The organism is Microcoleus sp. B5-D4, from assembly GCF_036705145.1.
Taxonomy (GTDB): Bacteria; Cyanobacteriota; Cyanobacteriia; order Cyanobacteriales; family Microcoleaceae; genus Microcoleus.
Genome location: NZ_JAUBTV010000056.1, coordinates 1 through 15,053 on the forward strand (window position 1 = coordinate 1; position 15,053 = coordinate 15,053).

The window sequence follows — 15,053 nt, forward strand, 5'->3', positions numbered from 1 at the left end:
ATGACTAATGACTAATGACTAATGACTAATGACTAATGACTAATGACTAATGACTAATGACTAATGACTAATGACTACACTACTTTTTTAAGATTAAATGCAGCTTCTGTGAGTTGTTGAGTACCGATTTTAACTTGATTAATGCCGCTGACTGTTTGAGACGCAGATTCCTTCATAGAACTCATGGCATCACCTACTTGCTGAATTGCGATCGCCTGCTGTTTAACATTAAATGAAATTTGCTGGTTGCTAGCAAACACCAAATTGCAAGCTTCCCTCACACCCATAAAAGCCTCTGCCGTATCTTGTGCTGTTTTCACCCCTTCTGCAACCGTTTTGCGACTATCTTCAGTTGCTTTCACCGTGGAGTCGATCGCGCCCTTAATTTCTGGAACAATACCATTAATCTTTTGTGCTGCTTGTTGGCTTTCATCTGCTAACTTACGAATTTCGCTTGCTACCACCGCAAAACCTTTACCGTACTCACCGGCTCTGACTGCTTCAACAGCGGCGTTAAGAGCCAGCATATTAGTTTGGCTGGCTAAATCGCTAACCAAACTTGCGAGAGTCGATATATTGCCAATCTGACTCGTGCTGTCGTCGAGTCGATGATTTTGCTTAGAAATTGCCACCACAGCTTCTCTAAGATTCAGCATTTGATTGAGAGTTTGATCTACCTTTTTAGTACCTTCTTCGGCTAAATTTAAAGCTTGGCGAGCGGCAATGGCAACAGACTCAGCTTGCTCGGCTGTTTGCTGAGAAGATCTGCCCAAATTTTCTAGAGTTATAGTTGTTTGATTGACCGAAACAAATTGCCTATCTGCTATTTGTTCTTGCCTATTCATATTAGATTCTATTTGCATTGAGAATGAGGAAATTTGGTAAATCAGCCCCCGAATGAGAGCCACAATCTGTTGCAGGAAAAACCAGCCAAATCCCAGCACGACAGCCAGGGAAACAATAGCAATCATCGCTGCTATTTTTTGAAGCGAATCGATGGAATAAAATAGCAACTTTTTGGGTGAACTATCCACTATCACTAAAAACTTATTGGTATTTTGTTTGCTGGGAAAAACTGTATTATAGCTAATCACTAGATCCCTATTATCAATATTTCCCTGACCACCTGAGAGTATTTTAGCAACAATGTCTCCTGAATAATCATTTTTGACATTTTCCTTAGTTTTGAGTTCAAATCCCCATGTTTTTTTATGATTGGGATGAGCCAGATAATACCCATCTTGATTTAAGATAAAAGATTGATCTGATAATTCATGATTAAGATTTTTAACCCTGTCGATCAGAGTGCTACCTAGAGCATTACTAATCAAAATACCTTGTCTTTCTCCTTTGGTATCAAAAATTGGAGTTGCGTAGCGAATTGTTGGCTTGTAAGGAATTTCTATTTTCCCCCTTTCCTGATTCAGCTCTAAAGAAGACACATAGACTTCTCCTAATTTTAGCTTCATAGTTGCTAGAAAGTAATCTCTGTCTGCTTTATTTTGTAGTTGAGAGTCTGGAATCACTTGGATATTTGGGCCGTCAGAATCTACGCGCACGATCTCCTTGCCACTGTTATCTATGTAACGCAATTGCATATAATATGGCTTAGCTTCCATCATGGCTAAAAATGTGAGTTGCATTCGATAAACCCAATCTTTATAAGTTGAATTAGTTTGTTTGTCTACTCCATTTCCTGCCCTTGCTCTAATCATTCCCTGAACAGGGGGAGTTTTGGGGAGAAACAAAATATCTGCTCTCAGATTTTCAAATTTGTTAATCATTTGATTGGCGCTAGAATCAACACTGTCACTTAGGGTTATTAATGCTAAATTTTGCAGTGCTTCTGTTGAAGAATAAATTCCATACCAGCCAACAATAGATACTGGAATCAAGGTACTTAAAATTAGGAGTAGCAACAGTCGGTGCTGCATTTTTTGGAAAAATTTGTTCATCATTGGTTACTGGTAACTTGTACGCTCGCATAGTCTAAGTATAGGGAATTGGGAAATTATACGCTCGCGTAGCCTGGAGCATCTCATATTTGTAAAAACACTTCTTCAGGCTTCTTCCTTCTGGCTGCTGGCTGCTGGCTGCTGGCTGCTGGCTCCAATTTCTAGGGGAGGGCTGCTTTCATTGAGATGCTCCCGCGTAGCCGAAGTATAGGGAATTGGGAATTGGTAGTAAAGAAAAAATAACAACTCCCAAATAATAACTCACAACTCACAACTAAGTACACTGCTGATTTGAGATTAGGTTCTGATTTGCCCAGAAACAAGTTATTACTCCCGTTAATATCGCTGGAATTGTAGCGAGGCCGATCGCCAAAGCAATTGATTTAATTTTTAAGGATATATTTGGCATTTTTGGGGAACTCCTCATAATTCATTGCTCTCCTACAAAACGGCTTTCAAATCTAAGGCTGCTTCATTCAATTTTTGAGTACCGACTTTAGTTTGACTGATACCGCAAGCGGTTTGGGCTGCGGCTTGATTGAGAGAGTTCATAGCTTGCACTACCTGTTCGATCGCGATCGATTGCTGTTTCGCATTCAGAGAAATTTGCTGAGAGCTCAAAACCACATTGTTAATGGCATTGGCAACTCCTGCAAATGCCACTGCGGTTTCTGAGGCAATATTCACGCCCGATTCCACTGTTTTAGTTCCTTCGTCTGTCACCATTACTGTTGAGTTAATCGCCTTTTGAATATCAGCAACTAATAGATTAATTTGCGCTCCCGATTTTTTACTGCGATCGGCAAGTTTGCGAATTTCTGACGCCACCACGCCAAACCCCTTGCCGTGTTCTCCCGCCCGCACAGCTTCAACAGCAGCGTTGAGTGCTAACATATTAGTTTGATTTGCCAAATCGCTAACTACAGTTGAGATATTACCAATGTGATCTGTTTGTTCGCTCAACTCTATAATTTGTCCTTGGATATCCTGAACTTTAGTTTTTAGAGTTGCCATTGCTTCTAAAGTTTGTTCTACAGCTTTTGTGCCACCTCCAGCTAAATTCAAAGCTTGCATTGCTTGAACCACCGCTGTTTCTATCTGCTGTGATGTCGCCCTGGAAGATGCTCCCAATTCGTCCATTGTAGTAGTAGTTTCATTTACTGAAGCTGCTTGCTGACTTGCCATGCGTTCCTGTTCTTCCACGGTGGCTGCAATCTCAGTGGAAGAAGTGGCGATCGAGCTAATTGCCCGATCGATAGTTTGGGCAATTCCTGACGAAATCAGCCAAGCTATAACCGTACCTAACACCAATAAAAGCACGGAACCCAATACCACAGCCCAGAGCAAGAAAACTAAAGATTGCTTCGTTTTTTCTGTAGCTTCCTTAATCGCTTTTACTTCTATTTCGCGAAATTGCTTATTCAATTCCACAAATTCATTCACAATTTTTGTCTGTTTTCCGGTGTTAAATATAGCCACTGCTTCCGCCCTCTTATTTTGTTGTAAAAAAACCACCATTTCGTTAGAACTCTCATAATATTGGTCGCAGAGTTGTAGCATCTTCTCTAAACGTTCTTTTTGTTCAGGATTTTGGATCATTGACTCAACACTATTAGCCGACTGGCGAGCTAATTCTACACCTGTTTTAAAATCATTTAAAAACTCCGTATTTTTATTATTAATTAAATACCCGCGCAACCCCCGTACCATTTGCTCGGCACCTGCAGACATATTATTTGTGTGTCTGATCACATTTTCGATCCTTTCTACTTCTTGAAAATTACTCAATACCTGATTAGTGATTGTATAAACTAGCAGGGGCAAACCCAAGTATATAGTTGCCGGCGCTACATATGCAAGCAGCATTCTTTTTCTAATATTTAATCTTATTAACTTAGAAAACATATTTTTCTCCTTAATTTAAGCAAGTGAATACACGAATTAGATTCCTTCGTCAAATCTCGCTTGAAAAGCGGATTTGGTATAATAACTCAATACGCTTGGGTTAAAACTATTTATTCCTCAGAGATTCCTTGCAGCATCCCCCGCATCGTTGCGAGGACTTTGAGTAAATTATTGTCCTCCCCCTTGAGAAGGGGGGCGTCAGGGAGATCGAGCTTAACTTAACCGTATTGTGGTATAACTAACTTCTTTAGTCCTGGACGCATTTCAAGATAATTCTCTCATGCTACGTCTCGCTCGTTACCAGTTCTGATCTATGCGTTGGATCGGGATTGGGAAGGAAATGAAGTACCAAGCCAGATGCTTCACTGGACTCATGGCACATAGGCTTTGCGTAAGTCCTGTTCTTGGTTCAAACCTCTTCATCAACAACTACTCCTCCTTTTGTCAGCAGTTTTTGCAAGTTCAAAATAGCCATCATTTTTTCCCCGTAAATAGCTGTCCCCCGTAGATATTCACGGTTGGCAGAATGCAGTGCTGCCGGAACAGACGCAATTTCCGACACATTTAAGTATATAATATCTAATATTTCGTCAACAACTATACCAGCGACCAAATCGGCTACTTCAACAACGATCGCCTTAGAGAGATAATTGGCAGCCTCCGACATATTGAAAGACATATTTAAAGCACTGCGAATATCAATTATGGTCACAATTTCTCCCCGCAAATTTATATTTCCCACTATGCGATCTGGAGTGCAAGGAACCGGAGTTACTTGACCAATGTCAGTAAATTCGCGGACTAGATCCAAATGAATACCAAAGTATTCGCCATTCAAAGCAAACACTGCCAAAGACATATTAATTGCAGCATCATTTTCCTCCTCGCCTCGCCGCCTCAAATTATTAGCCCGCGATTTAAAAATTTCCTTTTCTTCCGGCGTAGCCTGTGGACAAAAAACTTGACTCTTGCTCAAAATTTTAGGATTTGCGCCTAACAATTTTGCATTTATTTGCCACTGTAAATTTTCCCTGTCTGCCTCACCTCCTCTTTCTTCATTACCTGCATTGCTTGGAGAAACAGGCCAGCTTTCCTCTAATTTTTCGGGAGAATATCGAATTAAGTGCTCGAGATTCAGCAGCATGATAATATCGTCTTCGCAGCGGGCCAGTCCAGCTACAAAATGATGAGAGGCTTCTGAATTCCCTCGTCCGTAAGATAGCTGCGGAGTGATGGCATCTTCTGAGAGTTCCTTAACTTCGCGAACTTGATTGACAATTATACCGAGTTTCGATTCTTGCCACTCTATGACGATCGTACTATCTGTCACAGAATACTCTTGCCAAACGTATCCAAAACGAAGATTCAGATCCATCACGGGCAGAATTTCGCCCCGAAGGTCGATCGCCCCAACAATATCTTGAGGTGCTTCTGCAATTGCTGTCAACTCCGGCAGAAAGAAAATTTCCCGAACGTAGCAGGCTTCTATACCGCAGAGAAAACCGTTCTGTTCAAAGATAAGATACGGTTTAGTTTCCATATTTTAGTGTACAGTTTCTTTACTGTATAATCTTAACAATTTTTTTTTAACATTCATCAGCACTTGACTAGCTGTCATTTTCCCCTGTGAATCTATGGGAGTGTTTGGCGGTAGTGCTTTCAGGATTTCACAAGATGAATTGTACATTTTAAGAGCTCTTTTTACTTGACCTTCTTTATTGTATATATTCCCTAGTTCTATATAGGCTGACACAAAAGAGGGACACATATAAATAGTCCTCTTTAATAATTTCTTTGCTGTTTCCAATTGCCCCTGTTCTTCAGCAATTTGAGCTTGTAAATAATCAGTAAATACTGAGCCTGGATCGACTTTTCTAGCTCGATTACAGTATTCTATTGCCTGAGAATAATTGCCGGAATTTGCCTGAACTTGAGCCATCAAATAATAAGCCTCAAAATTATGTCCCTGCAAGTCTATTGCCTCTTGTGCCTTGTTGATTGCCTCAGTATAATCTTTATTTTTAAATGATTTTTTAGCCTCTAAGATTAGCATTTGAGACGTTTGATTTTGAGCATTTTCTGCTAGTATTTTTTCTGTAACTGACACGGCATTGTTCGGCAAGCCGTCCTCCAGATAGGGAGAGGGCAGCATCTTCCCCAGCGGATTACTTATTTTTAATACCGGAGGCATCTCTATCTCAGGAAAATTGCTGTTAGTAGTAACACTAGGTGGCATCGTTTCCCATGTTAGCAACTCACCACTATCATCGCCCATAGTATCTGCTTTGGGGAATTCCCGAAATGCCGAGTTGGCTTCCCCTACCGTTGCAACCCTAGACTCTATTTGACCGCCTTCCTCCGGTAATGCCTCCCGACGCTGATAAACCACCGACTCCGGAAAAATCTTGGCTTCAAACTCGTTCATAATTTGACCGTAAACTTCAGCGTGACCGGTCATTAAATATCCTCCAGGTCGCAGGGTATTGGAAAATTTTTTCAGTACCAGTGAAATATACTTATGTTCAAAATACACAAAAACGTTTCTACATAAAATTAAGTCTATGTTATAAAGATTTTGGTAAATATTAGGAAACTCATCTGTGATTAAATTTACACAGCTAAAGTTTACACTTTGGCGCAATTCTAGATTAATTTCCCAATCATTTTCCCTCTGATGAAAATACTGCTTTTGTATCTGCGGTTCAACCAAGCGAAACGACCAATGACTGTAAACTCCCTGGGGCGCTTTTTTGATTACTTTTTCATTGATATCTGTACCTAAAATTAATATTTTCCATTGATCCCAATCGGGAATCAACTGTTTTAAAACAATAGCTAAAGAATAAGGTTCTTCACCGGTGGAGCACCCCGCACTCCAGATTCGCAGGGTCGGCTGCATTCCCAAGGTATTGTGCAAGTTTCTTTTCTGCTCTATCAATTCAGGAAAAATTACTCTTCTTAACAGAGCAAACTGTCCTTTATCTCGCATAAAATAACTTTCAATTGTTGTTAATAGCAATACTAATTCGGTCCATTCATTTTTACTTTCCAAAGTTGGGGCGGTTAAAAGTTTATAATATTTTTCGGGTTCTGCGATTTTTTTGGCTCTCATCCGAGTCAAAATTTTGTGAGACAAAGCCGAACGATCTTGCGACCGTATTCGCAAACCAATCTGAGTAGTAATTAAGTTAATAAATAGCTGAATTATTGAATCATTCATGTCAACTGAGGTAGATTCATTTAATAATTTGGGAAGTGGCAACTTTTACTGAGCTGGTGCTGAGTTTGTGCTGAGCATAGCTGCTAGCCTGCGGCTCGTCGGTTCGCGAAGCCGAAGGGAAGTGCGTAGCCGAACTATTGGGAATTGGGGAACTTGTAAGCTCGTGTAGTCGAAGTATTGGTAATTGGAAATTGGGGAATTTGGAATTATAAATTGAGAATTTAGCCGATCGCCTTAACAAGAACAGTATCACACAACATCATATCAGAAAGTGGTCAGCTACTTAAAGGAAAAAGGCAAAAGGTAAAAGACAGAAGCCAGGAAAAAATTCTGCCTTCTGCCTTCTACCTTCTGCCTTCACAGGCATCAACCTCCCACTTTAAGCTGGATATATCCGCAGGCGGCGATTGGGTTCTTCCCCAAAACTGTGGGATTTCAGGTGATAGTGTTCCACAAGTTCGTGCTGCATTTTGCGGACGTTGGGAGAACGGGGCAGGAGTTCCACCGGCTGTCCCTTCGGAATGACAATTTGCTCCACTGCTAAGCGCGTTTCTTCGAGAGCTTCGAGCTCGTCAGAAGAACCGCTGCGGGCGAATAAAGCGAGGTCGGCCACTTCCGGGGTACCTGGGTCATCCATGTCCAACAGGCGCCGCAAAGCTCTCGCTACGTGGGGAATAGTGGCGGCCTTAATTGTGTGCAGGGGAACTTGGCGAGTTTTGGCCAAGTGCCTCAATTTCGACTGGTTCCGAACGTTCGATCGCAAAGCCAAAACCACGTCAGCACTCTCAATATCCTTCGTCAGCAGCACCGGCAGATTCAGCGTCGAAATCACCTGTTCGAGCTGGTGTCGAGGTATGCCGTAAGGATAAACGTGGAGGGGCAAATCTTCGCCGTTAGGGCCGACATTATGGGAATAGCGTCCGGGGGTGGGTACTGGTTCGACGGACAGGGATTCTTCGAGCAGTTGCTCGAAATACCGAGTCTCAGCAACCGGCGCGCTCTTAGCAGCGAAGTTCGCGCCTTGAGCGGGCATCGGCACCATTTTGCCAGCACTCCGCCACCCAGAGATCGGTGTGATCGGCCGGATTGCCGATACAGCAGCGGGGCCGCCGGAAGCTGGCATTCCCGGAAACCGGGCGGGGGGAGCGGCTGAGTCGCGCTCGATAATTACTTCTCCTGTCTCGCTGACACTTCTGATTTGCTGGCTCGGTTCGCGTCCCCGCAGCAGAGTGTCGATCGAATCTGCAACTCGCTCGTGTATTACCCAGCGCTGGCGTTCCAGCATTTCGACGGCTATTTCAAAAGTGGGCGGTGATTTGCGCTCCAAAACCGTCTTTTGAGAACCGCGCCGTCTTGCTTCGTCATCTCCCAGCGTCACCGCTTGGATGCCCCCAATTAAATCGGCCAGAGTCGGGTTTTTCATCAAGTTTTCGAGCCGGTTCCCGTGGGCGGTACCTACCAACTGCACGCCCCTTTCGGCGATCGTCCGAGCCGCCAAAGCTTCGAGTTCCGTGCCGATTTCGTCAATCACGATCACTTCCGGCATATGGTTTTCCACTGCTTCGATCATGACTTGGTGCTGGAGTTCGGGGCGGGAAACTTGCATTCTGCGAGCTCTGCCGATCGCTGGGTGGGGAATATCTCCATCTCCGGCAATTTCGTTGGAGGTGTCGATGATTACCACCCGTTTTTCCAAGTCATCGGCGAGCACGCGGGCAATTTCCCGCAGGGCCGTGGTTTTGCCAACACCGGGGCGGCCGAGCATCAAAATTGACTGACCGGTTTCCACCAAATCGCGGATAATGCCGATCGTCCCGAACACAGCGCGGCCCACCCTCAACGTCAAGCCGATAATCTCGCCGCTGCGGTTGCGAAGGGCGCTAATTCGGTGCAGGGTTTGCTCGATACCGGCTCGGTTGTCGCCGCCGAAGTGGCCGACTCGCTCGATGCAATAGTTGAGGTGTGCTTTGGTAATCGGAGTTTGGGAAAGAGGTTCGGCCAAGGATGGAAAACGAGCTTCTGGTTGGCGGCCCAAATCCATGACAATCTCAATGAGATTGTTGCGCTGCGGGTGCTGCTCTAAGGGCTGCCGGATCTCATCTGGCACGATGTCTAATAATTTGTTGAGGTCGTCTGTAATCTGCATTCGCCTCGATGTGTTCGGTGACTTTTTCAACTTTTTAGTCAGTTGTCAGTTGTCAGTTGTCAGTTGTCAGTTGTCAGTTGTTTTTTACTTGTAACTAATGACTAATGACTAATGACTAATGACTAATGACTTGTGACTAAATTTCTTTGAGCTGGGAAACTAGAGAACAAGCTAAACTCACGGCCTGTGAGAGAAGTTCTGGGACGGCTTCGAGCTGAGGTAGCCGAGATGTTTGAACTCCGGCTGCTGGCCGCGCGACTGCCACCGGAACGGCATAGGCTCGATCGGTCTGCATTGTTTCTAATTGTTCTAAAATTGGCGATAGCAAAACCCTGGCATAGCTGCCGTAAGCTACACCTGCAATGTATGGGACAGGGGGAACTGACAAATTTTTCCCGGCATCCTTCATCAGTCCCTCGGCTCTCAGCTTGCTGACAGTGTGAGCATTAGTGCCGCCTGCAAGTTGCACGTATCCCGGCAACTGGGCAGCCAAAACTTTTTGACCGAGTTTGACCGCGGCTCTAGTAGTTCCTGTTCCGATATCTCCGCTCATTGGCCTACCGTCCGTTTGCCAAATTAGGGGACAAGGAAGGGGGGAAATTATTTGATACAGTGTCCGCAAATAATCAATCAAACCGTCTCCATCGGGGCAACTAATTGCTATTACCTTGAGTTGAGCGACCCAGGGAGCTATGCTCGACCAAAGTCGCGCAAAATCTGCCTCTCTGCCTACTTGCGTGTGAATTTCTAGGGCATCCGCACCGGATTGCAAGATTAAAGGTGCGATCGCGGCGGGAGCAGACACGTAAGAACGAGTATAAATCAGTTGGCTCGGACAAATCGGCAGACAGCGACCGCAGCCATAGCATTGCTGGTCTATCACCCCGGAAAAACCACTGCCAGCACTCTGAAAAACTATTGCTTCGGCTGGACATATTTTTTCGCACGGCCGCCAGCAGTCCACCGGACAATCGGCTGGGTTGAATTCGGCTTTGCGAAAATGCGGGTCTTCCCCATCGTTTAAACTCACCATCAGCAACGGCAACCCTTTGCCGCCAAACCTGCGGTTTTGAGTTCTTGCCTGTAATTCGCTGGCCACTTGTAGGGCTTCTTTCGCTGCGGCGACGGCGGCGGGATCTGCCGCGACATCGATACAGTCAGCGCCTGCTAAGGTGTAAGCCAAGGTGAGATTCCGTACAGCCGGTAGGTGCTGAAAGCTCGCCCCACAGATCAGCTTGAACCAATGGCCATCTTTTAATGAGTTTAGGGGATGATAATGTTCTGTCACCCTTATATGTTAATCCTTTCAGCTAAAAATTACGAGGCAAAAATTTGTACTGAGTTTTCCGGCTCAGCCAGATACAAGTATCAAAACGCTACCGATAGGAGTGGGACTTGGGGGGTCAGCCCTAGATGTGGAGTATCGAGCATGACTTTTTTGGCAATCTAATTTTTTTAAGAGTTTTTGTTACGGGTACGATTTTTAATTTTTGGCTGAGGTTTTAATTGCAGGCAGACTTATAATAATATCATTTGTTAGCGGTGGGTGCAAGATAAAAGCCGACTATTATTGCAGGATTGAGAGTTTTGGACTCGGAAAACTCGATTCGGAGCCATCTAGCGCTAACCAAAGCACCTGCGCGTATTGAGCGCACTCAAACCAAGGCAGAATGAAAGTTAAATAGCCGATCGCCACTGCTGATAAATCGGTATTTGGGGGCGCGATCGCGCATTTCAAGCAATATCCCCACAAAGCAACAGCAGCGATTAGTCCCAGAATGCCTGTAGAAATAGCAGTATCTAAAATCCAATTGTGAGCTTTATAACTCGGTATTTTTTCAGTGCGAACCTGTCCGTTTGGGGCAATATAATCATAAGAAAACTGACCTAAATTCACAATTTCAGGAACCTTATTGGGAGTGGCGACGAAAGGATATGCGATGCCAAATCCGTTAAAACCCCAGCCAAAGAGAGGTCGTTTTTGAATCCCGCGCACGGAAATTTCCCACAAGGGCGATCGGCTGGACATTACTTGTGCAACAGATACTCGATTCCAGTCCAGAGGTCTAGTAAAAGTCATCGCACTAATGGCCAGCAAACCAATAAAAATACCCGGAATTAATTGTTTGTAATATTGCCGTCCCAATAAGTAAGATAGTGATATAATTAAAGATAAAACTGCTGTACGAGTGTTGGCAAATAGCAAAGCGGGGAGAATGAGAAATAAAGCGAGAGTGGAAGTGCGCTCGCTAATTAATTTCCGCTTCCAACCTACCGCACAAATAACGGCTGTCAAAGTCAATACTATAGCTGCGTGACCGCGATGGGAGAAAAGTGCGATCGGCTGCTGTCCTCGAAAAATCGTACTAGCCAAAACATCATTTGCGATCGACTGACCGTTCGTTGCTGTATAATCAATTTGCCAGTTGACAACTTGCGGAAAAACGCTAACAGCTACAACCGCACCTCCTATCAGCAAACCCCGTATTTGACAGCAAAACAATTCTGGATGCAGTTTTAACAGCAGCCTATTGGTGAGGCTAAAAATAGAAATTAACAGCCAGTACAGCCAGCCGTCTCCCATTTGGTCTTGTCCCCAAAAAGAACGCTCCGGGAAAGGACTGTTGAGGGTAGAAATCGCTCCCACCGTCAAAAAAAATCCCCACAAAATCAGGCAGACTTTCCACGACCGGGAAAAACTTAAAAGTTTCCTTTCTTCCCATAAAAATGATAAATTTGAAAGCACAATCAGCAGGACAACAAAAACTTTAGGCTGCGTCCAAATTTCGCCGCGGCTGCCTCCCCAAGGGTTGATGAGAATGAGACTGAAAGCATATAGCAAAGTGTAAATATTTTTCATATGAAATATAGTTGTGTAATTGCGAGCTTTGTGTCAGTGCCAGCGAATCGAAGCAATCGCAGCATCTTCAGTTCATTCGATAGTGATTCCTGTAGGGGCGGGTTCACCAACAATATCTGCTAATAATTGACAATCTCAAAAACCCGCCCCGGTCTGGATATTAGGGTCATTCGATAGTGATTCCTGTAGGGGCGGGTTCACCAACAATACCTGCTAATAATTGACAATCTCAAAAACCCGCCCCGGTCTGGATATTAGGGTCTAGAAAAATTATCCAGCCTGCCGCTTTTTTCGCAAAATATGCCGCATCCCAGCGAACCACAGCAGCATTCCCTTAGCCGCCAAAATACTTCCAGGTTCCGGTACAGCTTCCGCATCAATTGGCTTGGAAATTTGCCGCATCTTGAAACTTCCTTCCCGTTCCTGAAAAGCTAATTGAATCGGAAATGCTGTTTCTGCTGTTTCGCCAAATAATGAATCAATCCCCGTGATTCTAAAATTATCTACTGGATAACCCAATAAAGAAATAAAGTCTAACTTATCTCCCGGACTGAAATTACCGAGTATCGAATCTCCTACTGCAACAGTAAACTCCTGGTCATCGCCCGCAGGAAAATCAAGAATTTCAGTAAATAAAGTGTCTTCCAAAGATTGGAATTCAAAGCCGTAAGTAGTTGGGGGGTCAAACCAGCGGCAGCCGGGAACTTTGTTGAAGACTTGCCAGCCATTTTGGAGAGAATTGGGAAGGATGGGGTTTTGTTGAGTGAGGCCGCGCATTTCTTTTCCAAAGCCGCCACCGCCGCTAGCTGCAGAGCTAAAATCGGGCGATTCTTGCGGGTCGTAAACATCAACAAACAGCTCGTAATTGCCTCTGTCTTGTCCGCGAGCACCTCCACCAGCAGCACTGACATTGAGGTTGATATTGCCACTACTGCCCACAGTACCAGTTAGTGCGGAGGCAAAGCCATTTCCTACAGGGCTACTGTCGTCGTTAAATCCTAGCTGAAAACCTGAGTCATTCTGAGTGCTTAAAAATGTGTTTGGGTTGCAGCGGTTGGAGGGAAGGTCATTGTTTGTCCAGGCTATATATTTTGAACCTGGAGTAAGGTCAGAGAGGTTAAAGCGGTCTACTTCAAAACCGGAGGCGAGGCTGTCGGAAAACTTTTTAGAGGTTTTAGGAGGAGTGAATATGCTTTCCCAACCCCATGATATCCCATTATATATTGTCACTTCATTTGGGTTATTAATGGGATCTTTGACCTCAGCAAGATAAAGTTCTGCGCTCCAGTTTTTGTTGTTATAATAGATATCTTCTCGAGCTACAATATCTACAAAAAGAATTGTTTGATTTGGATACCTTACCACCTGACCATAGGTGTCGTAAAAAGGGTTAAATGTTGGTTTTTGGGGATTTCGAGGGTCGATAAAACCTAGTTGAGTTTGCTCTAGGACTGTATCAATTTTATCGTCAGGAGTTCCCGGCGGTTGCTGGATGGCTCCCTGCAGGGTAATGGTATTAGCATGATTGTTAACTACCCGTTGGATAAAATGGACGTTACTTCCTACTGGATCTCCGACACCAGGGTTATAAAGAACTTGTATTTCAGCTCCAATTCTTTCTGGGGTAGTAAGAAAAATAGAGGGAGCATAAACCCCAATATCAAACCTACCTGTTAAAGATTCTACAGGTTGCGCCTTGTTAAAAGTCCAACCATTTTGGGCCCAAACAGATGATGTGAGAAGGTTAAAAAAATCATTTGTGCCACCTAGTGGGAGTACAGAGACTGAGGTAGTAGAGACAGTCAAAGTACCAACACCAGGCTTTGTCTGAGATATTGAGGAACAGTAAGGCGAGGTAGGAGTGCATATCGGGTTTGGTTGTTGAGATGGCATTGTGAAAGAAAACGCGAAACTGGCTCTACCTGTGAGTAAAATCAGCAAGGGTGAACTTAATAAAATTGTCCAGTGTTGGGATAGTCTCATTGCTGACAACTCCTTTGTATGTACTAGGAAATAACAGTCTTGACCTGAAATCGAGTAAAAATTGCCACTTAAGTTTTATTTGGATTCAGATTGGACGATGCGAAACTTCACAAAGGGTGTGACTATTTGACCTGTCCAAATCCCTCGTGTTAATTTGTATTCAGTCATGTGTGGGTCATCACAGAATAATACTGACCTAGGATTGATGTATTTCAACCTAATTTGATAGTTACCAGGCCCAATATCGAAAGTCCATCCGCCACCCAATCCATCATTGCCTCCAAATAGAAGCTGATTGTTCTGCCAGAAAAGTTCCGCTTTCAAGAAAAAGGTTAGATTTTCTCGCGGTTGAACTAAGGGACAAGCCAGTTGCGGAGACTTGAGAAGCATACCTCTACCCCCAGAACTTCGTAATAAATTACCATCAGCATCTACTATTGCTAGTGGAAATACCAGCAGGGGATCGAGTGGAGGAAAGCGAATGGGGTAAGGTGTGTTGTTTGTAATTTGAAAACCGATCCGAACAGGAGTAGTAGCATCTTGTTTTTCAGGTATACGCCATACCCTGTCTGGTACTAAAATTTCCAACCGAATACCATTTCTTTCAACTGCATTGCTATCGATATTGCTATGTGTTGATTCAAAGGATGTCAATTCAGTTGCCCTCCCCAGTTCCGCATCAACAGCCCCAGCTAACAATCTGGGTACATGGCCGAGCGCAATTACACCGGAAGTGTCAGGTTGTTTTTTGGAAAGGGTCAATACAGGCTCTGGCATTATGCTTTCAAAGCGGATGCCATCAATTTCAGCGGATTTCAACTCAGTCACCCTGGTTATTCCTATATCAGAGGGCGCTGTCGCTCCTGCGGACACATGGCTCAGTGCCATTACACCCGAAATGATTAAAGCCAATAAAAACAAGGCAAAATGCTTAATCACATCAATTAGCTTTGCTTTCACAAAGTGACTCATCAATTACTTGGT

Annotated in this window: 10 protein-coding genes; all 10 read right to left on the reverse strand. The window is 44.1% G+C overall.

Annotated elements, in window-relative coordinates:
- Window positions 1-74: 74 nt before the first annotated feature.
- Window positions 75-1,958: a methyl-accepting chemotaxis protein gene (locus QUB10_RS22670; protein ID WP_333205533.1), complete on the reverse strand. Its 1,884-nt coding sequence runs from the start codon at window positions 1,956-1,958 to the stop codon at window positions 75-77.
- 102 nt (window positions 1,959-2,060) lie between these two features.
- A complete protein-coding gene (locus tag QUB10_RS22675) occupies window positions 2,061-2,201 on the reverse strand; it encodes a hypothetical protein (RefSeq protein WP_333154003.1) in 141 nt (46 codons plus the stop codon).
- 195 nt (window positions 2,202-2,396) lie between these two features.
- The gene (locus QUB10_RS22680; protein WP_333205534.1) at window positions 2,397-3,821 is read right to left on the reverse strand and encodes a methyl-accepting chemotaxis protein; all 1,425 of its coding nucleotides are present in this window, start codon (window positions 3,819-3,821) and stop codon (window positions 2,397-2,399) included.
- A gap of 448 nt (window positions 3,822-4,269) precedes the next feature.
- Window positions 4,270-5,400, reverse strand: a complete 1,131-nt coding sequence (locus QUB10_RS22685; RefSeq protein ID WP_333205535.1) for a chemotaxis protein CheW — start codon at window positions 5,398-5,400, stop codon at window positions 4,270-4,272.
- A gap of 3 nt (window positions 5,401-5,403) precedes the next feature.
- Window positions 5,404-6,972: a CheR family methyltransferase gene (locus tag QUB10_RS22690; protein ID WP_333205536.1), complete on the reverse strand. Its 1,569-nt coding sequence runs from the start codon at window positions 6,970-6,972 to the stop codon at window positions 5,404-5,406.
- A 487-nt stretch (window positions 6,973-7,459) separates the two neighbouring features.
- The gene (locus tag QUB10_RS22695) at window positions 7,460-9,226 is read right to left on the reverse strand and encodes a R3H domain-containing nucleic acid-binding protein (protein WP_333205537.1); all 1,767 of its coding nucleotides are present in this window, start codon (window positions 9,224-9,226) and stop codon (window positions 7,460-7,462) included.
- Between the two features lie 136 nt (window positions 9,227-9,362).
- Window positions 9,363-10,514 carry a circadian clock protein LdpA gene (gene ldpA / locus QUB10_RS22700; protein WP_333143895.1) on the reverse strand — a complete coding sequence of 384 codons (1,152 nt, stop codon included), beginning with the start codon at window positions 10,512-10,514 and terminating at the stop codon, window positions 9,363-9,365.
- Between the two features lie 279 nt (window positions 10,515-10,793).
- Entirely contained in the window at window positions 10,794-12,086 is a 1,293-nt protein-coding gene (locus tag QUB10_RS22705; protein WP_333205538.1) for an O-antigen ligase family protein, read from the reverse strand.
- 270 nt (window positions 12,087-12,356) lie between these two features.
- Window positions 12,357-14,069, reverse strand: a complete 1,713-nt coding sequence (locus QUB10_RS22710; RefSeq protein ID WP_333205539.1) for a hypothetical protein — start codon at window positions 14,067-14,069, stop codon at window positions 12,357-12,359.
- Between the two features lie 75 nt (window positions 14,070-14,144).
- Entirely contained in the window at window positions 14,145-15,044 is a 900-nt protein-coding gene (locus tag QUB10_RS22715; protein ID WP_333205540.1) for a hypothetical protein, read from the reverse strand.
- Window positions 15,045-15,053 lie beyond the last annotated feature (9 nt).

Bases quoted from the DNA above. Each gene is read 5' to 3' on its own strand.
- QUB10_RS22670 (WP_333205533.1), bottom strand. From the start codon at position 1,958: ATGATGAACAAATTTTTCCAAAAAATGCAGCACCGACTGTTGCTACTC.
- QUB10_RS22680 (WP_333205534.1), bottom strand. From the start codon at position 3,821: ATGCTGCTTGCATATGTAGCGCCGGCAACTATATACTTGGGTTTGCCC.
- QUB10_RS22685 (WP_333205535.1), bottom strand. From the start codon at position 5,400: ATGGAAACTAAACCGTATCTTATCTTTGAACAGAACGGTTTTCTCTGC.
- QUB10_RS22690 (WP_333205536.1), bottom strand. From the start codon at position 6,972: ATGAGAGCCAAAAAAATCGCAGAACCCGAAAAATATTATAAACTTTTA.
- QUB10_RS22695 (WP_333205537.1), bottom strand. From the start codon at position 9,226: ATGCAGATTACAGACGACCTCAACAAATTATTAGACATCGTGCCAGAT.
- QUB10_RS22705 (WP_333205538.1), bottom strand. From the start codon at position 12,086: ATGAAAAATATTTACACTTTGCTATATGCTTTCAGTCTCATTCTCATC.
- QUB10_RS22710 (WP_333205539.1), bottom strand. From the start codon at position 14,069: ATGAGACTATCCCAACACTGGACAATTTTATTAAGTTCACCCTTGCTG.